Raw genomic sequence first — 24,751 nt, 5'->3', positions numbered from 1 at the left:
TCCTAAAAATCAAAGTATATATAAGGTAAACTGCCTTCAGGCGCTAGTAACCAAACCGCATAAAAGCATAAGGGGACAAAAACAATTTTAATTGGCCAGCTAAACTCTAATTTCATTTCTCTTTTAAAAGCATAAGAAATACTCATCAGCAAAGCTATGCCGAGCAGCAAATAAGAAATTTGATATTGACTCATATTTAGAGCTTCTATATAGACCTTTGCGGAAAATTGTTGATCACCCCCATGACCCCAAAGGTGTTGAATAACTAAAGCAGAGTCTTGGAGGTTGGGGAGACGAAACCAAATCCAAGATGTAAAAACCATGATTTGTGTCAAAAACCAAGCAAAAATTATTCCTAGCGGGTTTTGCCAAAAAGATTTAAGAATTGTCAAGCGATCGCTTAATACACTAATGAGACGATGCCCAGCTAAAGCGACACCATGCAATACACCCCAAATAATAAAACCCCAAGCTGAACCGTGCCAGATACCAGCTATTAGCATTACTATTAATAAATTTCCGCAGGTACGCATTAATCCACGTCGAGAACCACCTAAAGGAAAATAAAGATAATTACGCAACCAATCACCCAATGTGATGTGCCAGCGTCGCCAAAAATCGGCAATACTGGTACTGAAATAGGGAAAATCAAAATTTTCCGGTAAAACTAAACCAAATAGTAAAGCACTACCACGAGCAATATCAACATAACCATTAAAATCTAAATATAGTTGCAAGCCATAAGCAAAGGTAGCTAACCACAAATCTGTACTACCTGCTCTTTGTAAGTTACCAAAGCATAAATCCACAAATATACCCAAATTATCAGCGAAAATACCTTTTTTAACCGCACCTCTAGCAATTAACCACAGTCCTTCAGCAACTCTATCAATGCTGGGAAATCTTAGGGTATCAAATTGAATTGCTAAATTATGGTAACGAGTAATTGGCCCAGAAATTAGTTTGGCAAAAAATAATTTATATGTGGCAAATTGGATAAATTTAGTAGTAGCAGTAGCGCCACGATAAACATCTATTAAATAAGCAATACATTCAAATGTAAAGAAAGAAATTCCTAAAGGTGCAACTAACTTAATTAATGATTCTGGTGAATTTGTCGGCTGATTAAAAACTAAAGTTAGGAAATAATTTATGTATTTAGAACCTAAAAGAATAAAAACATTAAAACCTATACCAATCGACAATACTTTGAGACGACGTTGATTCCAGTCAGCTTGGGTAAATTGCCGTTCTTCGTTAGATAAATTCCAGTTTTGAGAATGCTTTCCTGGTGAAGTATTGCTGCCAATTTCTAAACCTAGGCGGAAGTTAATAAAAGTTAGTGCTAAAAGTAATGGTAAATATTGAATGTGCAAAGATGCGTAGAAAACAAGGCTGGCTATTAGCAGTATCCATAATCTTATATTTGCTAAATTAACAGTCCAGTAGATTCCTAAAACACTCAACAAAAACAGCCCGTAAAAAATTGATATAAATTTCATTTTTGATTAATTTATGATTTTGAATTTGTGATTGGGAAGAAAGAAGATAAGTATTTTTTTCTCTTCCCTATTTAATCACTTTGTTGGCCAGCTAATCATTGGATCTATAGCCAGTTTTTTTGATACTTCATAAGCACCATAGCGATTGAGGTGACTAGGATCTGAAAAGTAATCATTTGCTTTTGGCCATAGCTGACTTAAATCACGATATATAAATTGAGGATGATTGGTAAAGCTTAATAAATACTCTTGAAACTGTTGTTCATATTTTGTGCGTACAGGATCTAAATAATCTGAAGTAAGGGGCATATTGACAAAGACAAGGGAGATATTATTATTTTTGGTAAACTCTAACATAGAATGGAATGCCTGATCTTGTTTACCTGCTAATTGGAAAGATTTATAATCGTTGTCGTAATCTCCAGAAACTTTGGGGTGTTCTTGATAATATGTACTGGGATTAAAGCGAATAGACAAAGGTAAGAATCCATCAAAATCAACTCCGGGGACAGAAAAATTATTGTCTATTTCAGAATCATGGGTGAGATTAATTTTTGATTTAATCGGGGGATTTTGATAGCTAAAAGGTAGATATTGAAGTTGTTTTTGGAGAAGAATTTTAATTTGATCACGGTTTTTATAACTAGCAGATAAATTAACTACAGACTGATTTAACGAATCGTTAGCGACTTGATAGATACTAATATCTTCTATCTTAGGTTTACTACTAATTTTTTCTTTTCCATTTTCTGGGTTATGAGGAACTTCATTATTTTTGACTGTTGTTTTGGCTTTTTGCAATATTTGCTTGTATCCTGGTGAGGTTTCAATTGCCTTGAAAGTAATATCTTCTCTGCCATTATTAAAGGCGCGAGAACCATCTGCCCATAAAATCACCTTTGGCAATTCTTTAGGTTTTAAAACCTGACGGATAAGAACGTCAACGACTTGGGCTGTTGCTCCATTAATACCAAAGTTAAATATATCAATATTGCTATAATTTTGGGTGACTAAAGCTTTAGAAAGGGCAACAGGATCAACTCCTCTAAGGGCGCGAGAAGAACCAATAATCAACACATCTGGTGGGCGTTTTTTGGTGTTTAAACGATGTTTATAGAGGGCTAATTGTTCATCTAATTGCCTAGCATTAAAACTGGGCATTTGTGATCTAGCTGCTAATAAAATCGCTGTAGCTTTTTCTTTTAATGGTGCGGCTGGTAAATTTTCTGATTGAGAACCATTTTCATTGATAAATTCAGAAGCATTAAAAGCAGCTTGATTATTATTAGGTAATTCGGTTGTTCCTGATTGATTGAAAAATGATGTTTTCTGATTATTTGGTAATGGTAAAGATGCTTGGGCTTGTGAGGATAAGGGCGAAATAGTATTATTAGTAGCTTTTGGTGAATTCTTAATAGTATGGGCGACAACATAGCCTAACATGAAATCACTTTGTAATGCGAGAAGTAATCCTAATGCCAGCCAAATCATTCCACTTCTAATTCCTTGATTATCGGGATTTTCATCTATTTCTTGATTAGATGATGTAAATAGTTGACTGTTTAAAAGTAAATTTCTGATGATTTCATTGGTATTTGTTAACCAATTTTTTGTTTTTTCTTTGATAAAACTTTGTACTTTTGTATTTGTTAAATCGGGACGCAAAATTTCTTCACCGTTTTCACCGATTATCAGGGAATTTACATATTCTGATGTAGCAGCAAATTCTGGTGTTGCTTCGGGGACTAATCGAGAACGTTCTTCTAGATCAACTCCATGATGCCATACGGGTTCTTTATCACCAGCACGACGACCATAAACACGGACACCTGTAATACCATGAATTTTCAGTTGGCGGATAAATTGAGTTACTTTCCGAGAAACTTGATGGCGTGTGGGACAAACGGGAGCATCACACATGATGTGTAATAAATATTCTTTGCAAACTAGTAATACCCGAATACCACCTGTTTTCAATCGCCAATCTAGGTCAGGATTAAGCAACTGCTCTAGTAAAAAAATAATTGCTGGTTGATCACCTGTACGGGCAAGTTCCCAGGTAGATGTCACTAGAGCGGGATGCTGAGATGCTGGTAAAGATACCCAGTCTATCCAAATTGGTTTTTTATCCGCTGTTTTTTGTCCGTATATGGCGGCTGAGATAATAGCTTGAGGAGCAATATTTTCTAGCAGGGGGACAATGGACTGTAGCGCGGTTTCTTTATCTGGTGCAGGGGCGGTTTCTAAGGGGTCAAAAGCTGGAGTACAAAATATGTATAAGGTAGATTCTTTGAGAGAAGTTTGTAGTGCTATTTTGAAGCCTAATAATTCCTCTGTTAATATTTTAGCGATCGCTTGCACATCTCCCCACCGCGCCCATTCTTTTAACATCAGTTCTGGAGGTGTTAAATCTACTCTTACCCGCCAATCTGGCTCGGTTTCCCCGCGAACTTGGGCTACAATGATCCCATCCTGATAACCAACAAGCTGCAAATATCTGAGCTTTTGGGCTACCGTTTTTGCCAGTAATAATGGATCGGGGCTATAGCTAGACTGACAAAATACCCACAGACGATTAACGACTATCTGAAAGTTATTTTTCGCCGGAGAGGGTTGAATTTTTACCTGTATTGCTATCCCTAAATGGCTGAGATGTTCGCTCAAATAGCGAGCAATGGCATCGGCATCTCCCTGGCGTGCCAGACTCTCATTAGAGATAATTAACGAGCCACCGGGGTTTATAGGCGTTTCTGTTTGTGATAATAGTGACTGTTCTACCTGTTCTAAATGTTGCTCTAGTTGATTCAAGTACACCCGATGACACCATTCGGGGCGGTGTTCCCCTTTTTTTCGACCATAAATTAATATCTGGTATATTGACGGTTGTTCGTCATTGGTAAGGGTATCTATATCGGTTTGCTGTAGCGCTTGCAGTAACTCCGATAAGGTTTGCCAACGTTGTGGACATTCAACGCTTTCACAGAGAATATGTAGGTCATTACCTAGCAATCGGACTTTTACCCCAAAAGTATTTATACCTGTTGCTTGGCTTACCCATTGCACTAAGGAATTTTGACGATTATCAAGTAATACTGTTTTCATGGGCGGTGGAATTTAACAGCAAGGTTGTATTGGGGAATTTCGGCTGTACTTGTCAACTAGAATCATAGAATTATCACATTTTGCCGTTTTTTTTAACAATTTTGTTACCTTTGCAGCTTGCAAAATTGACAAAGATAGTCTTATATGAAGAGTTTAGAAATCAGGAGTATGGGTGCTGCGCCAAGGAGTCAATACCTTCTGCAAGGGATAAATAAAACATTACCAACATTATGCGGTGCTATCAGACACCAAAATAGTTTTAACCTTTTTCCCCGTTTCCTGCTATATTTTTCTACTGTTAACATTGATGTAATATACCGTAGCCCGCCTGGGAATAAATTCCCAGTCTCATAGCAAAAGTCATCTGAAGATGACTAAATAAACGTCTACTAATTACTGAAAATTACAATGTCATCCGTAAACCAACAGTCATTTTCTCAATCTGGATTAAATTGCATTGCATTCACTATTTCCCCTGCTTGTCTTTTACAAGTTGGTACAGTATCTATACTGATGCTACTCATGGCTCAAAAAGCTACTGGCGAGGCATTAATCGGACTAGGTGAAGCAAGTGAAGAATTATTACGAGGCGATCGCTTACCTGTTCTCAATTTCCCAGATGATCACAAATTAGACAAGGGTCAATTCCCAAGGAGAACACCCAATACCAGCCGCAACTAACATTACACCCTTAACAGAAAATCATTCTATTTTGCGTCCCGAAGTTTTAATCGGATTGGTCCGTTGTCCGTTGTCCGTTGTCCGTTGTCATTGGGTAGTTTTATTCTTCCTTCTGACTCCTGAACTCCTGAATTCCTGAATTCCTGAATTCCTGAATTCCTGAATTCCTGATAGCGAAGCGTGGCGTTAGCCATACTCCTCACTTTAAAAACTCTTTGGGATTTTTTGCTTCCCAACCGAGGGAACCGTTAGAACGCATTTCAAAATGAAGATGAGGTTGTGTGGAGGTTGGTTGTCCGGTAGTTCCCACTGCTCCCAAAATATCGCCTTTGTTGACTGTTTGACCGAGAGTAACTTTGATGCTGTCAAGTTGGGCGTAACGGCTTTGTAAGCCACCTGCGTGGTTAATAATGACTAACTTGCCATAACTACCTTGTTCCTTGGCAAAGACGATGATTCCAGGAGCGATCGCTGTCACAGGAGTATTTACTGGTGCTAACAAATCTACGCCACTATGAAAGAAAACATCTCCTGTAATCGGGTGAATTTGCCAACCATAAACTAATGCAACATCTGTACTACTTGGCAAGGGATAACCAGTAATGTTTCCAGCCGGGGTACTAGGTGCGGTAGCAATTGTCCCAGAAGTAGCAGCAGGAGCAGTAATTACCCCTGGAAGTATCGGTAAAAAGACAAATTTAGGGGTTTTCTGACAACCATTGATTTCAAATACTGTATCTGGACGGACTTTATACTTAGATGCGATTTGTCGCCAGTTTTGATTACGAGGAACTTCGACAACAATGCCATTGAAAGGGAGAATTTGCAGTTCTGTTCCTGGATTTACGACCCCATTCTTCACGGATGGATTAATCCCAATAATTGTTTCTGGTGCTAAATTATAGCGATTAGCTATAGTTGCTAAAGTTTCACCACGATTAACTTGATGACGTTGGATACGAGCTAAAGCGGGAATCGGGCAACTTCCTGGACTAGCATTAACGCTTTGTGATTGTGGCAGTATGGATAATAAACCCAAAGTGCTAAATAAGCTCAAAAAACATAGTGAACAATAGGAAAATTTCATGCAAATAAGTCCAGAAATCGCTAATTTTTAGATTTTAGTGGGGAATTGTTAAAGATAGGATAAAGTTTTTCCTCTATCTTTCTACTACCTATTTTGAGTAAATTCATGATGAAATCCCAGAAGTAGATATGATCCCCGAATATGCTGACAAATTTCTAATATTTATATGTCAAATGATCTGTTCACTGAACGTTTGCTTGACTACACTAAAGAGATAAGCTTCCATCTGTCCTTGAGCGCCATTATTCTTAATTATTATGAAGTTATCTTTGAAACAACTGGCTGTTTATCTAGGTTTGGTGGTAATTGGCTCTGGTGGTGGTGTCTTTGCTAGTCGTTATTTTTGGACACACAATCTTTCATTTCAACAGTTAAAAAATGTGGCGGTAACTTTACCTGCTGAATCTGTTGTTCCCCAACCTGTTAATGGCATACTCAATTCTCCTGGAGGTGATAATGTCAATTTTATCGCCACTGCTGTCAGCAAAGTTGGTCCTGCGGTTGTGCGGATTAATGCAATTCGGAAAATATCAAATCCGATGACTGAAGCTTTTAAAAATCCCTTGTTTCGGCATTTTTTCCAAGAGGATGAACGACTAATGCCCTCAGAAAAAATTGAGCGCGGGACAGGTTCAGGATTTATTCTGACCGAAGATGGTAAGTTACTAACTAATGCTCATGTAGTAGCAGACACAGATACAGTTCAAGTCACCCTCAAAGATGGGCGAACTTTTGAAGGGAAGGTCGTAGGAATTGATACGGTAACAGATATAGCCGCAGTCAAAATTTCTGCCGATAAGTTGCCGATAGTCAAGTTAGGTAATTCACAAAATTTGATTCCTGGACAATGGGCGATCGCAATTGGCAATCCTTTAGGTTTAGATAATACTGTCACTATTGGCATTATCAGTGCCACAGACAGAACTAGCGCCCAAGTAGGTGTTCCTGATAAGCGCGTGAGTTTTATCCAAACAGATGCAGCAATTAACCCTGGTAATTCTGGAGGACCACTTTTAAATGCTCAAGGACAAGTTATTGGTGTGAATACCGCTATCCGTGCTGATGCTCAAGGACTTGGTTTTGCTATCCCCATTGAAACCGCTTTCCGTGTAGCCAATGAACTATTTACCAAAGGAGAAGTTGCTCACCCATTTTTAGGAATTGAGATGATAGATATTTCCACAACTACAAAACAGCGACTGAAAGAGGAAGATCAACTAAACATTCAGCCAGATGTGGGAATTGTCATTAGAAAAGTTCTGGAAAAATCACCAGCGCAGACAGGAGGATTACTTCCTGGTGATGTGATTCAAAAGATTAACGGCAAACAAATAAAAATTTCTGCCCAAGTCCAGAAGATAGTTGAATCAAGTACCGTTGGGGACATTCTCGCAATAGAAGTCAACCGCAATGGTAAAACTCAAATCTTTAAAGTCCGTGCCGGAAATTATCCCCAATAGTAGGGAGCAGGGAGTGGGGGGAGTGGGGGAAGTGGGGGAAGCAGGGGAGGTAGGGGAGGTAGGGGAAGTAGGGGAGGTAGGGGAAGTAGGGGAGGTAGGGGAAGTAGCGGAAGTAGGGGAGGTAGGGGAAGTAGGGGGAGAATTGTTCTTTGTTCTTCCTGATCTTCTGACTCGGTGACTCCTGATTCCTATTGATTGGATAAATGTTCCAATTGCATCCTCTGTTCCATTTGGCGGAGAAAATAACCTGTCATCATTGCCGATGCTAGTATTCCCGCTAGATTGTCCCGGTCTGTTGTAATTTGGACATTGAAATGTTCTGTCGGTATCACTCCCACTAGTCCTTGGACATTCTGGGAAATGATTTGTTTAATTTCAGGGCTGACAGCTTGGGCGACACGGGCTAAAACTTCGGGGGATTGATGCTGTAAATATTTAAGTAATTGATTTGGGTTTTCCCCAAAGCGATCATTCAGAAGTTGATTAGGGTGTTGCTCAGAGTCGTCTTGTAAAAAGTCAGGATCAAACACCATTGGCGATTTATATTAGCGTAACTGCTAATTCTACTCTAAACCATATTCATAGAGTAGCGCATTTTCTACAGGGAAAAGGGAAAAGGAAACTTTCTAACAGGGAATAGTTTTTTAATTTTAACTTGTTTCCTCCTCTGCCTCCAATCCTGCCAACTCCAGTTCTAGTTGTTGTTCTTTCTCTGGAATTGCCAAAATTTGGGGCAGTTGTTCGATTTGAAAATACTGATGAAATTTTGGGGTTATTTGCAGAGCAAAGGAGCGAGAATCACTCTCTCGGCGTTTGCGAACAAAACCAGATTCTACTAATTCTTGAACGTGCTGATAAGCTCCTGAACCCCGTAAATTAATCAATTCGCTTTGTAATATGGGATTATGGAGGGCGATCGCTGCTAATGTCCGTAAAGCCCCCACACCAAATTCTACTGGTATTATAGCTTGCACTAAATCATGGAATTCCGAACGCAGTTGTAAACTATAACCATGTTCAGTTTCTACGACTTCTAAAGCTGTATCTCGACGGGAATAATTCTCAATTAGTTCGATAATTCCTTCTTCTGCTGTGAAGCGATCACACTTCGCATATTCAGCAATTTCACTTAGAGATAAGGGTTTACCCTTTAAATAAAGAATTGCTTCTATTTTGCCGACTATAGGTATATTCTTGGGCATTAATCAGTTGTTAGTTGTCAGTGGTCAGTTGTCAGTAGGGGCGAAGCATTTGGAAGATAAATTATCGATCATTGCCAAAAATAGTTCTCCAAATGCTTCGCCCGTACAGTGGTCAGTTGTCAGTAGGGGCGAAGCATTTGGAAGATAAATTATCGATCATTGCCAAAAATAGTTCTCCAAATGCTTCGCCCGTACAGTGGTCAGTTGTTAGTAGGGGCGAAGCATTTGGAAGATAAATTATCGATCATTGCCAAAAATAGTTCTCCAAATGCTTCGCCCGTACAGTGGTCAGTTGTTAGTAGGGGCGAAGCATTTGGAAGATAAATTATCGATCATTGCCAAAAATAGTTCTCCAAATGCTTCGCCCGTACAGTGGTCAGTGGTTGAAAATTTTTACCTATTTTATATAACTAAGTATAAATTCAGCGATCGCTAAATCTTGAGGAGTCGTAATTTTCAAATTAGTCTCTTCCCCAGGAACTATTCTCACTTCAATACCGCATTTTTCAAACAAAGCCGCATCATCAGTCACTTCCCAACCTTGACGGACACCTTCAGCATGGCACTGTTTTAACAATTTGACATCGAACCCTTGGGGGGTTTGAGCCGCCCAAAGCTGTTTACGCTCTGGTGTGCTTTTAATTATATTATTGTCGTCAACGACTTTAATTGTATCTTTAACAGGTACAGCCGCAATTAAACCAGAACAATGCAAAATTGCCTCAGAACAAGCATTAAATAACTCTGGTGTTGCCAAACAACGAGCGCCATCATGAATTAAAACTTGTCCTGCATTAGTTGGCAATGCCTGTAAACCATTATAAACTGACTCTTGACGGGTAGAACCACCAGGAATAAATACTATTGTTTTTTTCAGCTTTAAGTCAGCGATAATAGACTTGAAGTCATCCCAATCTGGAGGTTGAGAAACAATTCCGATCCAACTAATAGAACTTGCAGCTTCTGCGGCTAACAAAGTCCAAGCAATCAAGGGTTTTGAACGTACCTGTAATAAAAGTTTATTACGATCAGCACCCATTCTTTTGCCACTTCCGGCTGCGGGAATTAGTAAATGCACAACTTTTCCTTAATCTTTAATTAAATAAATTCAAAATACCCATCGTTGAAAATAACTTCATCAGCAAAATTAAAGGACTCCTTGACTCCTAATTCTCAATACCTATATTCTCCTAAAATATAAAACAATAACCGTTAATAAATATTATGCGTGTAGTAGCCCTGGTCCCTGGTTCAATTGATAACCAAATTCTTTTTTTTGCCACTCTTGATGATCTGAAGCGTTATTATCCCGACGCGCAGATAGATGTGATTGTAGAACCCCAGTCAAAGGCCGCTTACCGAGTCAGCAAGTCAGTTCATGATGTATTAACCTTTGATTACAAAGATCGTAATAGTTTAGCTGATTGGGGTAACTTAGTTGGTATGATCCGTGATCGTGAGTATGATGTCGCTATTATTGTCGGACAAAGTTGGTGGGTAGGTTTGTTAATGTGGTTGACGGGAATTCCCACACGCATTGGCTACCAAGGACAAGGTGCGGTTTTTCTCACTAACCCTATTCCTCCCAATTTATCCGAGTATGTGGCAAAAATGTACCATAATTTACTCAAACCTTTGAAAATTAATACTCCTTGTCCAGCATTATCAGTAAATGTGCCTAAAGTAGATATTGAATGGGCGCAAGCAGAACAAAAACGCTTAGGAGTGAATGAAACAGGTTTTATTCTCATCAATGCTGGTGAAGGTAGCCTAGATACAACTTATCCCGTAGAAAATTGGCAACAAATTATTGCAGCTTGTCAACAAAAACAGCCAGATTTACCTGTTGTTGTCATTAAAGAAGCAAATAATGAGCCTTTAGTCAGATCGCTTTTAGAACATTGTCACAATATTAAAGTTACTTCTCCCGATGATATTGGTAAGTTAACTGCCATAATTGCCGGTGCTAGTTTAATGGTATCTGTAGAAAATAGCTTCTTGCAATTAAGTATAGCAGTAGAAACATATACAATTACTTTGTTAGATTCTATAGATTCAGAAAAATTATTACCTATAAGCGAGAAAGTATTAGCTATTACTTCATCAACTGGGAAAATAGCAGATATCTTACCCCAAATAGTGTTAGAAAAAATTTGGGGAGGCTGAGTATTAATTTTAGATTTTGGATTTTAGATTGAAAAAAAATATCCAATCTAAAATCATAAATTCCATTGTTCACGAATTAGTTTTTTCAATCATTTCAAAGAAAGCATCATCTAATTCATAACCCAGAATTTGCGCTAAAGATTTGAGTCGAGATGGACTAGCAATATCTTGTTTGTGCAACCAATCACTTAAAATAAAGATTTTGTGCATCAGAAATATTTCTAAAGCTTCGGGGTTATACTGGATACCTTCTTTAGAACTAAACTGATGAGGTACTAACATAGCTGCATACCGAGCTAGTTCTCCTGCTTTCCAGTCTAGTAAAAATGGCAACCAAGGATACTTGGCATCAAGACGCACAAACCACAGTCTGACTTCGGGAATTTCCGATAGTTCCCGTGGATCATTTGCTTCCCGCTCAAACTGAATTTCCAGACGCAGTTGCTGTTCATGGGTAGAAATGCTTCCCTGTTGCAGCAATGGTTCAATCACCGTTAAGGCAGGTGACACATCTAAACTATAAATAGAGTTGTTGTTGAGGGTGATTGTGATTGTCATGAACTGATAGCTACTTACTCAACAGTGTTGAGAATCTACAGTAGCAGCTTTTTTACCTCTTTAGGTAGACATTTAGCCGAATTTTAAGATAAAGTTGTTATGAGTTTGTTTTAGATTAAGAAAATGATCAGTTAGCAAACAGCCAAAATTTTCCTCGAATTTTGCCTAAGCAAGTTCTATCATGAGGATATTTTGAATTGATTTATCCCCAATTCCTAGAATTTACAACCTGAAATATGTACAAGCAAGGGATTTATCCTAAACCTATTTGTTCTTTACAAGATGCTTTGGATAGGTGTCAAATGTTAGGGATGCGTATCAGTCGTCAACGGCGCTTTGTTTTGGAATTGCTTTGGCAAGCGAAGGAACACCTTTCTGCTAGGGAGATTTATGATCGACTGAATCAAGAAGGTAAGGAAATTGGCCATACTTCGGTATATCAAAATCTAGAAGCTTTATCTAGCCAAAATATTATAGAGTGTATTGAACATGGGGAAGGGCGATTATATGGCAATAATAGTAATTCCCATAGTCATGTTAACTGTATAGATACAAATCAAATTTTAGATGTGCATATAGAATTACCTGAAGATTTGTTACGTCAAGTGGAAGCACAAACAGGGATGAAGATTTCTGAATATACTATTAACTTTTATGGTTATCGTGACAAAGTAAGTGATTAGGAATTAAAAATTTAAACTAGCCTAAAAAATCAGGAATCAACTTTCTTGTAAAAATGAGCGATCGCCTTGTACAATTTTTATTAATTGACCCAGATCCAATTTTCCGTTTAGGACTCAAGATAACACTGGAAGCTATTCCTAATTTACAAGTAGTAGCAGATGTTGCTACAGATACTGCCGCTTTACAGGTTTTAGCGGAAATACTAACTGGAAATTCTCGGCAAATTAAATTAATTATTTTAGAATTAGATAATGAGCAAATAGGGTTAAAATTCTGTAAACAACTCAAAGCTTTATATCCCCATATACCTATATTACTTTTAAGTTCAAAATCTCAACCAGAAATGCTCATTGCTGCCAAAGAAATCGGGATAAATGGCTATTGTCCTAAAGGGATATCAATTTCTCAATTAGTCCCCATTATTCAAGAAGTAGCTAATGGTGGTGATTACTGGTTTGCAGATTCAGTAATTGTTAATTCTCCCTTCCCATTTGCTAAGTTGCGAAATAACTTACAAAATTCGGGAATTAATAACATTGATCAAGCCCTTGATAAAGTTACAGAACAATTAAAATTGCCGGGAATAACTCTATTAAATAAAGCAATTTTAGCAGGACAACGACGCGAACTTTTAGCGGCTCGGTGGGTTGTTAATCACTTATTGACAGCAGAGAAGGAAAGACAAAGACTATCACAAGAAAACCAATTACCGTCCTTAGATATTTTTCCCAATCAGACTATTATTAAATCAGATCTACGACCATTTATAAACGTACCACCGATAGTTAGTTCTCAACAACTGCAATCTGAATTATTGACTTTAGGTTTAAATAAACTCAAATTTCCTTTAGATAATCTTACTAATACACCTTTAGAAATTGATATTCTTCGAGAAAATAAAAAGCGAGAGTTACTTTATATTATTCTTCAGCAATTTTTTAAGCAGTTGGAAGAAGTTCGGGCTTTTAATTTTGATAAGAATCAGCTATTTAATTTACAAAACCAGATTTTACTAGACTTATGGCAGGTTACTATCACGGAGTTTTTTGGAAATTATTCCCGAATTATTTTAGATAAACAAGAAATAAGTTTGGTTAAATTTTTATTAGATAAAACCACAGATTCGCAAACAGAAATTATCAATAAAGTTCCATTTCTATTTGAATTATTGACTTATCTACTATTATTAACAGATTTATGTATTGATAACGTTTCTTATCCAGCAGGAACGCAAGAATCTCAATCTCAAGCATTATCAATTTTAGAAAATTTATTGATTCACATAGCTAATGCTGTAATTCAACCATTACTAAATAATTTAGCAGACGAGGAAAGTATTAAACAAAATTTTTATCATTGGCACATGATTTCCACCAGAGAAATTGAGAAATTTAGAAATAACTTATCTTGGAAATATCAATTACATCAATATATAACTGAAGCGCAAACAATTTTTGAAAGTCGCTATGAATTATTTATTTTTGCCCCTCGGGGAATTTCTAAAATATCAATTTATGCTCCTCGAAATCAAGAATTAGCTCAACTTTCTGGAATTCCTTTAGGGGTAACATTAATACTAGAATTTCGGGATGCTATTTCTCCCCGCATACAATCATTAGTAGGCTTTTTAGGAACTGGAATTGTTTTTGTTCTCACTCAAGTAATTGGCCGAGGTTTAGGTTTAGTTGGGAGGGGAATTTTACAGGGAATTGGTAGTGTTTCTTTAACGGAAAAGGGACAACGGAAGAATAAGTAATTGGTAATTGGTAATTGGTAATTGGTAATTGGTAATTGGTAATTGGTAATTGGTAATTGGTAATTGGTAATTGGTAATTGGTAATTGGATTAAAAGCCTTTTCATTAATTACGAATAATATACATCGGGAAGTGCTGTACTATAAATTCCAATCACGACGATAATTGAAAAAACCTAATAACAACTCTTGTAAAGCACGGTTTTTATTAATTCTGTGTCTATTCCATTCTCTCGCTGTTTCCATGATAATTTCGGAATAACTGGGATAAATAGGTGATAATTTTGCTAAATGCTGAATTTTAATATTTTGTGATATTGCTAAACTAATTAAATTAATTAATTCTCCTGCTGCTATTCCTAAAATAGAACATCCTAGAATTTTTCCATTTTCCAAAACTACTAATTTACAAATACCTGTAATTTCTCCTTGTATTTGTGGGGCTGTAGCTGTTTTGAAATATTGCTTAAAAACTAAAATTTGCTTTTGAGAATATCGGTTTCGCGCTTGTTTTTCTGTTAAACCAACTTGTGCCACTTTAGGTTGAGAATATATTCCCCAAGGAACAGATTCATAATTAACTTTTAGTCTGGGAAAAAATAAAGCATTTTCTATGGCAATATTAGCTTCATAATTACCAATATTCTGAATATCATAACCACCTAATATATCACCACAGGCATAAATTCGCTGGTTGGTAGTTTGTAATTTTTCATTGACAACCAAGCGGTGTTGATGCAATTTTACTCCTACGGCTGGTAAATTCAGATATTCTAGGTTTGGTTGCTGTCCAATTCCAATAAAAATTTCGTCGGTTTCAATGGCTTGATTTCCGGCTTGTACCCATTTTTTATTGTCTATATGTCGGATTTGGGTGACTTGGGTTTGTGTTAAAACCCGCACACCATCAACTTCTAATTGTGCTGTTAATAATTGGGCTATTTCTAAATCAAGATTAGGCAGAATTTGAGAATTTTTAACTATTAATGTAACTTGAAAACCGAATCTGGCTAAAAATTGAGCAATTTCTATACCTTGAGGAACACCACCAATAATTACCCAATTTTCGGGTAATGTTGTTGTTTCTAAAGATTGCCAAATATTAGCTAAAGTCAGATATTTAATAGTATCTAATCCTGAAATATTGGGAATTAAGGGACGAGAACCATTAGCGAGTAAATAGGTGCGACTATATAACTGTCTTTCATTAACTGTAAAACTTAATTGAGGAGAAGATTGAAATTGACCATTACCAACAATAATATCAACACCTTGGGCAGCTAAGTTAGAAAGAGAATTTATTTGATTCAGATTTTTAGCAACGGCATTTGCATAAAACAATCCTTTTTTTAAATTTAAAAATTCTGGATTTAAGTGAATATTTTTGTCAAAAATTCCTAGATTTGCTAAATTATAAGATTGCTGAGTAATTTGACTAATTTCACTAAGTATGTATTGATAACTTGAATTATAGTGATCAGAAAAATCCGCGCTCACAATCAAAGCAACTTTAGCGTGTAACTGAGTGGCACTTAAAGCAGCTTTGTATGCAGCAATACTGCCACCAATAATAACGATATCGTAATCAATATTGGGCATGGGGCATGGGGCATTGGGCATTGGGCATTGGGCATTGGGCAGTTGTTCGTTGTTCGTTGTTCGTTGTTCGTTGTTCGTTGTCACCCATTAAGTTTTATTCTTCCTTCTTCCTTCTTCCTCCTGATAGCGAAGCGTGGCGTTAGCCATACTCCTGACTCCTGACTCCTGACTCCTGACTCCTTCTTATAAGTGCTGTTAATAGGCGTTGGTTATCAGACTGGGTACGGACTGCGACGCGAAAAAAGCGATCGCCTAATTCCTTAAAGCTTAAACAATCACGAATTAAAATCTGGTGTTGCTGAAGTAGTTGCTGTTGTAGCTGGGAAGTAGATTGTTGAGATTCTACCAATAAGTAGTTAACAGTGCCTTCGAGCGGGGTTAAACCGGGAATTGAAGCTACACCTTGAAATAGTTGGTTTCTCGCCTCTGGTAGCCATTTCCAGGTGAGATTTTGGAATTCTGTATCTTGGAGGGCGGCGATCGCTGCGGCTGCTGCTAAAGTATTTACAGGCCAAGGATCTCGCCATAATTTCCATTTTGCCAAACGGTCGGGGTGAGCGATCGCATATCCTAATCTTAGCCCTGGTAAACTGTAAAATTTGGTGAGCGATCGTAAAATCACCAAATTCTCGTATTCCTGCACCAACCCAATTAAACTTTGTTCAGCTTCCGGTGGCAAAAAATCCATAAACGCTTCATCTATCACCACCAAAGCAAACTTTTCCAAATACGGTAAAACAGACTCCCGTGAAAATAACTTTCCCGTGGGATTATGGGGATTATTCAGCAGTAACCCAAAATCTGAAGTCTCAAGTCCGAAATCTGGCAATAGAGAAATATTCCCCTGACCTATGCCTAAATCCACAGGAAACTCCAGAACTTTAGCGTTATTAGCCGCAAGAGTGCGGTAATAGTCACCAAACGCTGGAGTTAGTAACACTGTTGCTGCTAATTGTCCCAATTCTCTACCCACCAGAGTTAATAATTCTGCTGAACCATTACCTGGCAAAATCCACTCAGTAGGTATTTGATGAAAATGACTCAGAGCAAGTCTCAATTCACCATACTCTGGGTCAGGATAATTCCTCAGATTGCCCAGTTGGGACACAATTGCAGCAATAACGCTGTTTGGTGGTCCCAACGGGCTGATACTGGCGGAAAAATCCACAATAGCATCAGGGGAACAGCCAGCCAGTGCTGCTGCCCAAGCTAAATTTCCCCCGTGTGCTTGTTGTGGCATCAAAAATATCTTTCCTCTAGAAGAACTTACTCTTTTGGCTCTTTTGGGGGTGCTACTCTTTCTCTAAACAGTTTCCCAGCGGAGAAAGCGGGAACTCTGGTAGCGGGAATGTCCATTTTTTCGTTGGTTTTGGGGTTGCGCCCTTCACGGGCTTTGCGTTCCCGTGATTCAAAAGAACCAAATCCTACCAATGTTACCTTATCACCGGAAGAAACCGCTTCCACAATGGTTTCGATGGCAGCACTCAAAACAGCATCAGCCTGTTTCTTGGTAACACTAGCCTTTTCTGCTACCGCATCAACTAATTCGCCCTTGTTCATATCAAACTCCTAAAGTTTTGCTAGAGATTATTTCAAGATGCACCATGACTGCATCTTTACGTAAATTTCCGTTTGTAGAAATACAAAAATCGTTCCTTGAGAGTATTTACACTCAAAATCGCTACAAATACGATTGACTCGACTTTTCAATGAATCATTCTAAAGCGTTGTCGCCCTAAGTGGATAGATGAAACTATTAATTTATATAGATTTCAGGATTTTTTTTGTTTTTTTACCTCTTTACTGTATTCAAAATACCCTATTTTTAGGAATGAATACTTAGTGGTCAGTGGTCAGTAGGGGCGAAGCATTTGGAAGATAAATTATCGGTCATTGCCGAAAATAGTTCTCCAAATGCTTCGCCCGTACAGTCAGCATTTGGAAGATAAATTATCGGTCATTGCCGAAAATAGTTCTCCAAATGCTTCGCCCGTACAGTCAGCATTTGGAAGATAAATTATCGGTCATTGCCAAAAATAGTTCTCCAAATGCTTCGCCCGTACAGTAAGCATTTGGAAGATAAATTATCGGTCATTGCCAAAAATAGTTCTCCAAATGCTTCGCCCGTACAGTAAGCATTTGGAAGATAAATTATCGCTCATTGCCAAAAATAGTTCTCCAAATGCTTCGCCCGTACAGTAAGCATTTGGAAGATAAATTATCGCTCATTGCCAAAAATAGTTCTCCAAATGCTTCGCCCGTACAGTCAGCATTTGGAAGATAAATTATCGCTCATTGCCAAAAATAGTTCTCCAAATGCTTCGCCCGTACAGTAAGCATTTGGAAGATAAATTATCGGTCATTCCCAAAAATAGTTCTCCAAATGCTTCGCCCGTACAGTCAGCATTTGGAAGATAAATTATCGCTCATTGCCAAAAATAGTTCTCCAAATGCTTCGCCCGTACAGTGGTCAGTGGTCAGTTGTCAATTTTCCCCTGCTCCCTGCCCCCTGCTCTCTGCGTGTATTGATGACTTGATGACTTTGCCTCTGGCTTTAAGGACTCTGCGAAGTCGGTCAGCACTCAAGTAAACTTGTCGCTCAGATGCTAGTTTTTTGGCTAGTTGTTTAGAGTTGTAAGTTTGGGGTTCTTCAATTAGGCAGTTTTCTAGATACTCTAAATCATGTTCTGAATAACGGGGTTTTCCTCCTCGACCTGGAGCATCCCATAATCCTGCTAAACTCATCTTTTCCCAACGGTGTAAGGTTTGACGGACTGTAGAAACTGCCCAGTTTAAACCTTGAGCAATTTCCTCGTTTTTTAATCCCCTAGCGTTCAACAGTAGAACTTGAGCGCGATCTTTTGTTCGTTGAGGAGCGTCTTTAGACCTTCTTAACTCTTCTAGCGTTAACTTTTCTTGATCAGTTAAAACAACTCTCAGTCGGCATCCCATAGGACTGTTATTTTGATTAATGTATTTGGTATCTGACGTGGGTTTCCAGATGGATATTTTTAATTACAGTACATAGTAACAAATGATTTGTATGTATTATCAAAAATCTATTGGCTTCAGTGTAGCCCTATAACAGTTACTTTAATAGTCAAAAATAATTTCATGACTAAGTATTGTGACGCTATACAACAATACCTTTACCACATTGAAAAAATCCTTAATTCGTAGGTTGGATTGATGTTAATTTTTGGTTGAAGCGAAAAAAAAGGTTTGGTCATATTACCAAACCTCCATAATTGCTGTGCTTAACAACGTACATAATTAATTTAGTGCTAATCTAGCCACATAGCATCTTCCTATAGAATGTGTACAAATTCCTCTAAATGTGATATATCATGGCAATAACACATATTGACATCATAAATAGGAATTCATAAAATTTTACCAACTACTTTAAATACGAAAAAGACCTGGGGGTTAGCCAAGCCTTTATATATACCAGGTGTTTACCATATATAGCTACTTTAAACCTTATATTATTCCTATTCATCTTCCTATAAGGTGTGTACAAATTTCTCTAAATGTGATATTGCCGATGTCTATCTTGGTTTTTTACCTTGCTTTTTATTGCAAGAATTACTAAAAATTTAAGAGGGTAGGCCGAAAGACCTACCCTACAGCTATTCTTTCAAAACTGTCTTGGATGCCATTCTTGTCTTTTTGCGGTCAGCTTCCGATAGTTCTTCACCTGCTTGTAAGCGAGTTGCTGAAACTTGTAACACGGTGGCTGCACAGGTATCACCGATTTGTAAGGCGGTATTAGCAGCAGTTTGTAACATTGTAGCAGCACCAAGGCGATCGCCTAATTCTAATTTTGCCTCAGCCAATTGAGTTTGCCGATATTTAGCCAAAAGCAGAATCGAGTTTAGCACCTGGGAATTGAGAGCAGGTTCATAAGTCTTGGTGAAATTAGCATATATTGGCACTAAAGGAGAAAGTAAACCCTCCTTATTCAACGATGGGTCATCATAGCGAATTTGGATATGGCCAATGACTTGTTTCCCTTCTGGTAATTGTCCCAGATAAATATTCGCTAAAACTACTCGTTCGGTATCTTTCATCAAGTCCCCTAACCGCGCCATTAAAGTCCCATTAGCATCGGTTTCTACTGGTAATTCAATGGTATCTGGGGCAACTTGGGCAACGGGTTTGAGTTCCGCCAGACGCACAGCAGGGACTAAAGATAGAAGTAAATGGGCATTTGTTAATCCCACCGACTGTACCCGCCGAAATAGGCGCGCAAATTGAGTTACAGCTTGTTCTGGGTTCTCGATATAAGCCAGAGTCCCACCCCCAGCATCAGCAATCTTTTCCAATAAATCTGGATTCCAGTCATCACCAAAACCCAGGGTGTTAATTGTCAGGTTGAGTTTGGCGGCTTTTTTAGCAAGTTGCAAACAACGTTTATTGTCATTTGGTCCAATTTGCCATTTCCAAATCTGTAACCCGTTATCCCCATGACCATCTGTCAGTAAGAAGGCTTGGGAAACTGCGCCTTTTGTGCCTTTGAGTAGTTCTGTAATCCCCAAGGATAAACCTTCGGCGATGACAGTCCCGCCAGCAGCCTTTAGCTTGGCTCTTAACTGGGTTTTGATGCTTTCAATATCTTGAACGATTTGGTTGGGGATAATGACTCCAGACGTGCCAGCAAAACCGATAATGGAAATCCTGTCACCAACTTTTAATTGATCCAATAATTGCTCAACTGCTTGAATGACGATATTCATGGGTTCACCGGACATAGAACCACTTTGATCGAGAATCAAGCAGAGATTCAAGGGTAAACTTTGTTCAAGTTGAGAAGGCATAGCGGAAATGGAAATTGAGAGTTGTCGTTGATTGCTTTGTTGGGCAGCATCAACGTTAGTATCATTTAGAGCCGATGTTAGTTGAACTTTCATTGGGGGGAAGCATCTTGCAAAACAGTTTTTGAGACAATTCTGGTTTTTTTGCGATCGCTTTCTGATAACTGTTCCCCAGCTTGTAAGCGGGTGGCGGAAACTTGCAATACCGTTGCAGCACTAGTATCACCCATTTGCAAAGCAGTTTTTGCCGCAGTTTGTAACATCGTTGCTGCCCCAGCCCGATCACCCTGCTGTAATTTCGTTTCGGCTAACTGGGTTTGGCGATATTTGGCTAAAGCTAAAACCGACTGTTGTACCTGGGGATTTGGTGCTGGTTGGTATTCCCTGGTGACATGAGCATAAATTGGTAGATTGGGGGAGTGTAGCCCGATTTGGTTATGGGCGGGGTCATCGTAGCGGACTTGAACATTAGCGATCGCCTGTTTACCTTCTGGCAACTGTCCTACATAAATATTAACTAAAACTACCCGTTCTCCGTCTTTCATTAAATCGCCCAATCTCACCACCAAGCGCCCATCGCTTTCGGGTTGTACTGGTAATTCAATGGTATCTGGGGAAACTTGGGCAATGGGTTTGAGTTCTGCCAGTCGGACATTAGGCATTAAAGATAATAATAGTTGAGCGTTAGTCAACCCCACTGTTTGCATTCGACTAAATAAGCGACCAAATTCCGATACAGCCTGATCTGGGTGTTGAATATAAGACAACGTACCCATACCAGCATCAGCGATTTTTTCTAAAACCTTATCATTCCAATTGTCACCAAATCCCAATGTATTTAGAGTCAAATTATAGTTGGCGGCTAATTGGGCAAATTTCAAACAGCGATCGTTATCACCATGTTCATTTTCCCCATCAGTCAGTAAAAATGCTTGGGAAACGGTATCATGTTTACCCTTGGCTAATTCCTCAATTCCCAACCGTAAACCCTCATCAATGGCAGTTCCCCCATCAGCGGTGAGTTGTTTAATTTGCTTTTTAATCTGTTGACGATCTGTAATTAACTGATTGGGGACTAAAACCTTGGCACGGTGATCAAAAACAACTACACTGAGACGATCTTCAGGAGTCAAACGATCTACTAACAAACAAGCGGCATTTTTCACAGTTTCCAGGGATTTCCCTTGCATTGAACCGCTATGATCGAGAATTAAGCATAAGTTCAAGGGTACAGTCCGATCTATTGTTTCACCACCAGCAGAAACGGAAACTACTAATTGACGTTGAGTGCTAGTTTGATTTGCATCTATACCAGCATCATTGAGCGCTAGTTGTAAATTAACTTTCATAATTTCAATTTCCTATCTAGTTTAGACAGATACAATTTTACAGATAACTTCAAACCGCATCCTCTATACTACGGAAAATAAGTTAATTTAGAGGCTGAGAGGATGTTTGAAAAGTATCAAAATTTATTTAGATCCCCCCAACCCCCTTAAAAAAGGGGGCTAAATTTCTTAAAGTCCCCCTTATTAAGGGGGATTTAGGGGGATCTACAGGTGTTATATACCACACAAAAAAGTTTTCAAACACCCTCTGAGAATCACTGGAATAAAAGCCTTAACTTTCCCTAAAACAGAGACTGAAATATGAACAAATAAACATGAAAATTGATATAATTTAATTATTCAAAAAGTAATTTTTCAGGGTTTCTGCTAAAGTAAAAGGAGATTCTTTAGGAAAGAAGTTTAATTTAATTCCTGTTTCTTCAGATGCTTTTAAACGAGCTTTTTCATAACAATCTGCAAATATTTCTATAAATAGAGGTTGCAAACTAGGACTATCTTCTAATAATAATTCAATACAAATACGTTGCTCTGTAATCGTACTGCGCCAGCTTTCACTACGTTTTTCAGGTTGATATTGCCATTTTAGTAAGTGCATTAATAGCACAATTAAACGGCTCTTTAACTCCCGTTTTTCACTTTTTCCCATGCTTTCAATTTCTTCTATCAGATTTGCTAAATCAATTTCTGCAAATTTCCCTGCTTTTAATTGTTTAGATATGGTTTCTATCCACAGATAAAAATCTTGGTCGTAAAGATTATCATTGGTAATGACTGTTGGTTGATGTGTTGTCATAATGATTTCTAACCTCCTGCAATAATCCTATCAGTAAATCATTCTATTGTTTCTCTTTCTTCATAATTCACCTTGATGCTAAAAATATCATTCCCCGGCAGAACCAGGGAACGAGGATAATAATGGTTTTTGTTGTTAGGAAATATTCGCCATATATTTAACTAAATCATCTATTTGCGAAAAATCTAATAATTCTTCGGCTAAATCTTCCAGTTGAGTTAATCCCAAATTAGGAAGTTGCTGTTCTATTTTGGCTGGAATATTCCCAAAGCGGCGTTTTAACTGACGGAGAATCAATTCTATTGCTTCTCTTCTTTTGCCTTTTTGCTCACCTTTTTGCAGAATATCCTGATAAACCCAAGATTCTTCCATAATGTCCTCCTGAAACAGTTAGTTATTTTTTTCCTTGAATCTTGTAATTGTTATTTACCAGATTCTTACATATATACTGATCCTTGGGTTGATGATTTAGAAAACAATTGGATATCACCCCCCTAACTCCCCATAAAAATCTTCATCTAATAACTGTTCGATAGTAAAAGGAAAATCAAGAGGATATTCGGTTTCCTCTGGTTTTCTGATTCCCAATTTAGCATTTTTACTTTCTTTAATTGCCAATTTACGAGCATCAGCATAAGCAATAAAAATAACCTCATGGAGATAATTTTTAAAAGAAGGATTTTCTTCCAAATCTTTTTTAACTCGAAAACGATGTTCAGTAACAGAACTGTACCAACTTCCTTTCATTATTTCGGGAGCATCAGCTTGAACAGTCAATTTGAGTAAGTGAGTAATTAAGATGGTTAAATTACTCAAAAATGAGCGTTTTTCTGATTTTCCCATATCTTCTAATTCTAATAGTAGATGTTCCCAATCAATATCATTAAAATCTTGTTGTTTGATTTGTTTAATGATAGTTTCTCGCCAAACATTAAAATCTCGTTCATAGAGTTGATTGTTCATAATCCTCCTGCAAAAGTTAACTCTTATTTTAATTTAGTTTAAAAATATTTACCTGGATTAAGAAAAGCCAAATTTAACCAAATTGTGCTAAAAATAGCAATAATGATCAAAATATGGCAATAAAATCTAATAGATAACTCTCGCTGACGCGATTATGCCGCCAGACTATTCCGGTCAAAATCTCCGAGGACACTCTTTTAAAGGTCAAAAACTGACAGGAGCTAACTTTAGCAAAGCCGATATTAGAGGAGCAAATTTTACCAACGCCATTCTTAAGGGTGCTGATTTTACAGGTGCTAAGGCTGGACTACAGCGACGTTGGGTAATTGATTTGCTCATAGCTGCGTTGCTAATGTCAGCACTGCCAGGGTTTTTTTCATTCCCCATTGGTACATTAATACCATATATTTTTGATGGCAAAAACTCTCAAAATTTTATTATGGCAATCCTTTGCCTAGTTATAGTGACAGTTTTTTGTATTGTCACTATTCGCAAGGGTGTAATCGCCGGAGCCTTAGCCTTAGCCTTAACGACTGCCGTAGCTGTAGCCTGGAGTTTAGCTGTATTCATAGTCGGATACTTTGCCGAAGTCGTAACTGGAAATGGAGTCATGGGCTCCGTCGGAAGCTTCGTCGCGGGCTTCTCTGTCACCTTCGCCGGACGCTTCGCGGTAGCCGCAGCCGCAGCCGTAGCCGGAGCCATAGCCGCAGCCGTCGTTGCAGTCTTAGACGCAGCCGTAGCCGGAGCCATAGCCGCAGCCGTAGCCGGAGCCATAGCCGCAGCCGTCGTTGCAGTCTTATTCGGAGTCCGAGCCGTACCCGTAGCCCTATTTTTTGTAATTTTTAGTGGCTATATAGGCTGGCGTAGTTTTAAAGGAGATGAAAGAGATACTTGGATTCGTTCATCTGCCATTGCTTTTGCTGCAACAGGAGGCACAAGTTTTTATGGTGCTGATTTAACTGACGCTGATTTTACTGGTGCAATCCTGAAAAACACGGATTTCAGAAAAGCAAATCTAACGCGCACTCGTTTTT

At 38.2% G+C, this 24,751-nt stretch carries 26 protein-coding genes and 1 pseudogene; 11 read left to right on the top strand and 16 right to left on the bottom strand.

The annotated features are described in order from the left end of the window. Positions 1–2: 2 nt before the first annotated feature. Both FJR09_RS11120 and FJR09_RS11115 read right to left on the bottom strand, forming a co-directional pair. The gene (locus tag FJR09_RS11120) at positions 3–1,502 is read right to left on the bottom strand and encodes an MBOAT family protein (RefSeq protein WP_015083106.1); all 1,500 of its coding nucleotides are present in this window, start codon (positions 1,500–1,502) and stop codon (positions 3–5) included. A 75-nt stretch (positions 1,503–1,577) separates the two neighbouring features. Further along, positions 1,578–4,604 carry a DUF1574 family protein gene (locus FJR09_RS11115; protein WP_168654078.1) on the bottom strand — a complete coding sequence of 1,009 codons (3,027 nt, stop codon included), beginning with the start codon at positions 4,602–4,604 and terminating at the stop codon, positions 1,578–1,580. 408 nt (positions 4,605–5,012) lie between these two features. On the opposite strand from FJR09_RS11115, the gene FJR09_RS11110 reads away from it, so the two are divergent. After that, positions 5,013–5,285 carry a hypothetical protein gene (locus FJR09_RS11110; protein ID WP_015083108.1) on the top strand — a complete coding sequence of 91 codons (273 nt, stop codon included), beginning with the start codon at positions 5,013–5,015 and terminating at the stop codon, positions 5,283–5,285. Between the two features lie 199 nt (positions 5,286–5,484). Here FJR09_RS11110 and FJR09_RS11105 read toward each other — a convergent pair whose 3' ends face one another. Further along, positions 5,485–6,372: a M23 family metallopeptidase gene (locus tag FJR09_RS11105; RefSeq protein ID WP_015083109.1), complete on the bottom strand. Its 888-nt coding sequence runs from the start codon at positions 6,370–6,372 to the stop codon at positions 5,485–5,487. A 257-nt stretch (positions 6,373–6,629) separates the two neighbouring features. Between FJR09_RS11105 and FJR09_RS11100 the strand changes: the two genes are divergently transcribed. Beyond that, the gene (locus FJR09_RS11100) at positions 6,630–7,832 is read left to right on the top strand and encodes an HhoA/HhoB/HtrA family serine endopeptidase (protein ID WP_015083110.1); all 1,203 of its coding nucleotides are present in this window, start codon (positions 6,630–6,632) and stop codon (positions 7,830–7,832) included. Further along, positions 7,810–8,010 carry a hypothetical protein gene (locus FJR09_RS11095; protein WP_041458566.1) on the top strand — a complete coding sequence of 67 codons (201 nt, stop codon included), beginning with the start codon at positions 7,810–7,812 and terminating at the stop codon, positions 8,008–8,010. Before FJR09_RS11100 ends, FJR09_RS11095 begins: the two co-directional genes overlap by 23 nt. 10 nt (positions 8,011–8,020) lie before the next feature. Here the strand turns inward: FJR09_RS11095 and FJR09_RS11090 are convergent, their stop codons facing one another. Beyond that, positions 8,021–8,365, bottom strand: coding sequence for a DUF760 domain-containing protein (locus FJR09_RS11090; RefSeq protein ID WP_041458567.1), 345 nt, complete (start codon positions 8,363–8,365; stop codon positions 8,021–8,023). Between the two features lie 117 nt (positions 8,366–8,482). Beyond that, positions 8,483–9,034, bottom strand: coding sequence for an SMC-Scp complex subunit ScpB (gene scpB, locus FJR09_RS11085; RefSeq protein ID WP_015083111.1), 552 nt, complete (start codon positions 9,032–9,034; stop codon positions 8,483–8,485). A gap of 7 nt (positions 9,035–9,041) precedes the next feature. On the opposite strand from scpB, the gene FJR09_RS25170 reads away from it, so the two are divergent. The 3 genes from FJR09_RS25170 to FJR09_RS25160 are packed head-to-tail and all read left to right on the top strand — an operon-like array spanning position 9,042 to position 9,470. Next, entirely contained in the window at positions 9,042–9,182 is a 141-nt protein-coding gene (locus tag FJR09_RS25170) for a hypothetical protein (RefSeq protein ID WP_254433097.1), read from the top strand. 32 nt (positions 9,183–9,214) lie between these two features. Then, positions 9,215–9,358 carry a hypothetical protein gene (locus FJR09_RS25165; RefSeq protein ID WP_235082110.1) on the top strand — a complete coding sequence of 48 codons (144 nt, stop codon included), beginning with the start codon at positions 9,215–9,217 and terminating at the stop codon, positions 9,356–9,358. Then, complete coding sequence (locus FJR09_RS25160; protein ID WP_235082113.1) at positions 9,303–9,470, top strand: hypothetical protein; 168 nt, start codon at positions 9,303–9,305, stop codon at positions 9,468–9,470. The genes FJR09_RS25165 and FJR09_RS25160 overlap by 56 nt, the downstream gene beginning before the upstream one ends. Here the strand turns inward: FJR09_RS25160 and ispD are convergent. Then, the gene (gene ispD, locus FJR09_RS11075) at positions 9,432–10,112 is read right to left on the bottom strand and encodes a 2-C-methyl-D-erythritol 4-phosphate cytidylyltransferase (RefSeq protein WP_015083112.1); all 681 of its coding nucleotides are present in this window, start codon (positions 10,110–10,112) and stop codon (positions 9,432–9,434) included. The genes FJR09_RS25160 and ispD overlap by 39 nt on opposite strands. A gap of 146 nt (positions 10,113–10,258) precedes the next feature. On the opposite strand from ispD, the gene FJR09_RS11070 reads away from it, so the two are divergent. Then, complete coding sequence (locus tag FJR09_RS11070; protein ID WP_015083113.1) at positions 10,259–11,200, top strand: glycosyltransferase family 9 protein; 942 nt, start codon at positions 10,259–10,261, stop codon at positions 11,198–11,200. 69 nt (positions 11,201–11,269) lie between these two features. Here the strand turns inward: FJR09_RS11070 and FJR09_RS11065 are convergent, their stop codons facing one another. Beyond that, complete coding sequence (locus FJR09_RS11065; RefSeq protein WP_015083114.1) at positions 11,270–11,758, bottom strand: CRR6 family NdhI maturation factor; 489 nt, start codon at positions 11,756–11,758, stop codon at positions 11,270–11,272. Between the two features lie 236 nt (positions 11,759–11,994). Between FJR09_RS11065 and FJR09_RS11060 the strand changes: the two genes are divergently transcribed. Both FJR09_RS11060 and FJR09_RS11055 read left to right on the top strand, forming a co-directional pair. Next, positions 11,995–12,441 carry a Fur family transcriptional regulator gene (locus tag FJR09_RS11060; protein ID WP_015083115.1) on the top strand — a complete coding sequence of 149 codons (447 nt, stop codon included), beginning with the start codon at positions 11,995–11,997 and terminating at the stop codon, positions 12,439–12,441. Positions 12,442–12,494: 53 nt separating this feature from the next. Next, on the top strand, positions 12,495–14,198 hold the full coding sequence (locus FJR09_RS11055) for a DUF3685 domain-containing protein (protein WP_168653655.1): 1,704 nt from the start codon (positions 12,495–12,497) through the stop codon (positions 14,196–14,198). Between the two features lie 139 nt (positions 14,199–14,337). On the opposite strand, the gene FJR09_RS11045 is transcribed toward FJR09_RS11055, so the two are convergent. The 3 genes from FJR09_RS11045 to FJR09_RS11035 all read right to left on the bottom strand — a co-directional run bounded on the left by FJR09_RS11045 (position 14,338) and on the right by FJR09_RS11035 (position 17,355). Continuing rightward, a complete protein-coding gene (locus FJR09_RS11045; RefSeq protein WP_168652860.1) occupies positions 14,338–15,795 on the bottom strand; it encodes an NAD(P)/FAD-dependent oxidoreductase in 1,458 nt (485 codons plus the stop codon). Between the two features lie 139 nt (positions 15,796–15,934). Then, positions 15,935–17,035 (bottom strand): threonine-phosphate decarboxylase CobD, encoded by a 1,101-nt coding sequence (gene cobD / locus FJR09_RS11040; RefSeq protein WP_015083118.1) that lies wholly within the window; start codon positions 17,033–17,035, stop codon positions 15,935–15,937. A gap of 26 nt (positions 17,036–17,061) precedes the next feature. Next, on the bottom strand, positions 17,062–17,355 hold the full coding sequence (locus tag FJR09_RS11035; protein WP_015083119.1) for an HU family DNA-binding protein: 294 nt from the start codon (positions 17,353–17,355) through the stop codon (positions 17,062–17,064). An 823-nt stretch (positions 17,356–18,178) separates the two neighbouring features. Here FJR09_RS11035 and FJR09_RS25155 point away from each other — a divergent pair. Beyond that, entirely contained in the window at positions 18,179–18,385 is a 207-nt protein-coding gene (locus tag FJR09_RS25155; RefSeq protein WP_254433096.1) for a hypothetical protein, read from the top strand. Positions 18,386–18,411: 26 nt separating this feature from the next. Here the strand turns inward: FJR09_RS25155 and FJR09_RS26145 are convergent. From FJR09_RS26145 to FJR09_RS10995, 6 genes and pseudogenes are all read right to left on the bottom strand, one after another. Next, positions 18,412–18,747: pseudogene (locus tag FJR09_RS26145) on the bottom strand (transposase); the annotation flags it as partial. Positions 18,748–19,427: 680 nt separating this feature from the next. Further along, the gene (locus FJR09_RS11015; RefSeq protein WP_015083121.1) at positions 19,428–20,708 is read right to left on the bottom strand and encodes a VWA domain-containing protein; all 1,281 of its coding nucleotides are present in this window, start codon (positions 20,706–20,708) and stop codon (positions 19,428–19,430) included. Beyond that, complete coding sequence (locus FJR09_RS11010; RefSeq protein ID WP_168652540.1) at positions 20,705–21,961, bottom strand: VWA domain-containing protein; 1,257 nt, start codon at positions 21,959–21,961, stop codon at positions 20,705–20,707. The genes FJR09_RS11015 and FJR09_RS11010 overlap by 4 nt, the downstream gene beginning before the upstream one ends. Before the next feature lie 331 nt (positions 21,962–22,292). After that, positions 22,293–22,754, bottom strand: coding sequence for a DUF29 domain-containing protein (locus FJR09_RS11005; protein ID WP_168652361.1), 462 nt, complete (start codon positions 22,752–22,754; stop codon positions 22,293–22,295). A gap of 135 nt (positions 22,755–22,889) precedes the next feature. Beyond that, the gene (locus FJR09_RS11000) at positions 22,890–23,126 is read right to left on the bottom strand and encodes a DUF4351 domain-containing protein (RefSeq protein ID WP_168652360.1); all 237 of its coding nucleotides are present in this window, start codon (positions 23,124–23,126) and stop codon (positions 22,890–22,892) included. Between the two features lie 114 nt (positions 23,127–23,240). Next, positions 23,241–23,717: a DUF29 domain-containing protein gene (locus FJR09_RS10995; protein ID WP_168652539.1), complete on the bottom strand. Its 477-nt coding sequence runs from the start codon at positions 23,715–23,717 to the stop codon at positions 23,241–23,243. 154 nt (positions 23,718–23,871) lie between these two features. Between FJR09_RS10995 and FJR09_RS10990 the strand changes: the two genes are divergently transcribed. Continuing rightward, positions 23,872–24,751 (top strand): pentapeptide repeat-containing protein (locus tag FJR09_RS10990; RefSeq protein ID WP_168654077.1); only part of this gene is annotated, 880 nt, incomplete at its 3' end.

Origin of the sequence: Dolichospermum sp. UHCC 0406 (genome assembly GCF_009712025.1) — a bacterium.
Lineage (GTDB): Bacteria > Cyanobacteriota > Cyanobacteriia > Cyanobacteriales > Nostocaceae > Dolichospermum > Dolichospermum lemmermannii.
This window is presented reverse-complemented; position numbering and strand designations above follow the sequence as displayed.

Coding starts and splice junctions, on each gene's coding strand:
- FJR09_RS11000 (WP_168652360.1), bottom strand. CDS start 23,126: ATGGAAGAATCTTGGGTTTATCAGGATATTCTGCAAAAAGGTGAGCAA.
- FJR09_RS11045 (WP_168652860.1), bottom strand. CDS start 15,795: ATGCCCAATATTGATTACGATATCGTTATTATTGGTGGCAGTATTGCT.
- FJR09_RS11065 (WP_015083114.1), bottom strand. CDS start 11,758: ATGACAATCACAATCACCCTCAACAACAACTCTATTTATAGTTTAGAT.
- FJR09_RS11120 (WP_015083106.1), bottom strand. CDS start 1,502: ATGAAATTTATATCAATTTTTTACGGGCTGTTTTTGTTGAGTGTTTTA.
- FJR09_RS11060 (WP_015083115.1), top strand. CDS start 11,995: ATGTACAAGCAAGGGATTTATCCTAAACCTATTTGTTCTTTACAAGAT.
- cobD (WP_015083118.1), bottom strand. CDS start 17,035: ATGCCACAACAAGCACACGGGGGAAATTTAGCTTGGGCAGCAGCACTG.
- FJR09_RS25160 (WP_235082113.1), top strand. CDS start 9,303: ATGCTTCGCCCGTACAGTGGTCAGTTGTTAGTAGGGGCGAAGCATTTG.
- FJR09_RS11090 (WP_041458567.1), bottom strand. CDS start 8,365: ATGGTGTTTGATCCTGACTTTTTACAAGACGACTCTGAGCAACACCCT.
- FJR09_RS10995 (WP_168652539.1), bottom strand. CDS start 23,717: ATGAACAATCAACTCTATGAACGAGATTTTAATGTTTGGCGAGAAACT.
- FJR09_RS11115 (WP_168654078.1), bottom strand. CDS start 4,604: ATGAAAACAGTATTACTTGATAATCGTCAAAATTCCTTAGTGCAATGG.
- scpB (WP_015083111.1), bottom strand. CDS start 9,034: ATGCCCAAGAATATACCTATAGTCGGCAAAATAGAAGCAATTCTTTAT.
- FJR09_RS11035 (WP_015083119.1), bottom strand. CDS start 17,355: ATGAACAAGGGCGAATTAGTTGATGCGGTAGCAGAAAAGGCTAGTGTT.
- FJR09_RS11010 (WP_168652540.1), bottom strand. CDS start 21,961: ATGAAAGTTAATTTACAACTAGCGCTCAATGATGCTGGTATAGATGCA.
- FJR09_RS11100 (WP_015083110.1), top strand. CDS start 6,630: ATGAAGTTATCTTTGAAACAACTGGCTGTTTATCTAGGTTTGGTGGTA.
- FJR09_RS11105 (WP_015083109.1), bottom strand. CDS start 6,372: ATGAAATTTTCCTATTGTTCACTATGTTTTTTGAGCTTATTTAGCACT.
- FJR09_RS25165 (WP_235082110.1), top strand. CDS start 9,215: ATGCTTCGCCCGTACAGTGGTCAGTTGTTAGTAGGGGCGAAGCATTTG.
- FJR09_RS11005 (WP_168652361.1), bottom strand. CDS start 22,754: ATGACAACACATCAACCAACAGTCATTACCAATGATAATCTTTACGAC.
- FJR09_RS11110 (WP_015083108.1), top strand. CDS start 5,013: ATGTCATCCGTAAACCAACAGTCATTTTCTCAATCTGGATTAAATTGC.
- FJR09_RS11070 (WP_015083113.1), top strand. CDS start 10,259: ATGCGTGTAGTAGCCCTGGTCCCTGGTTCAATTGATAACCAAATTCTT.
- FJR09_RS11055 (WP_168653655.1), top strand. CDS start 12,495: ATGAGCGATCGCCTTGTACAATTTTTATTAATTGACCCAGATCCAATT.
- FJR09_RS11015 (WP_015083121.1), bottom strand. CDS start 20,708: ATGAAAGTTCAACTAACATCGGCTCTAAATGATACTAACGTTGATGCT.
- FJR09_RS25155 (WP_254433096.1), top strand. CDS start 18,179: ATGCTTCGCCCGTACAGTCAGCATTTGGAAGATAAATTATCGCTCATT.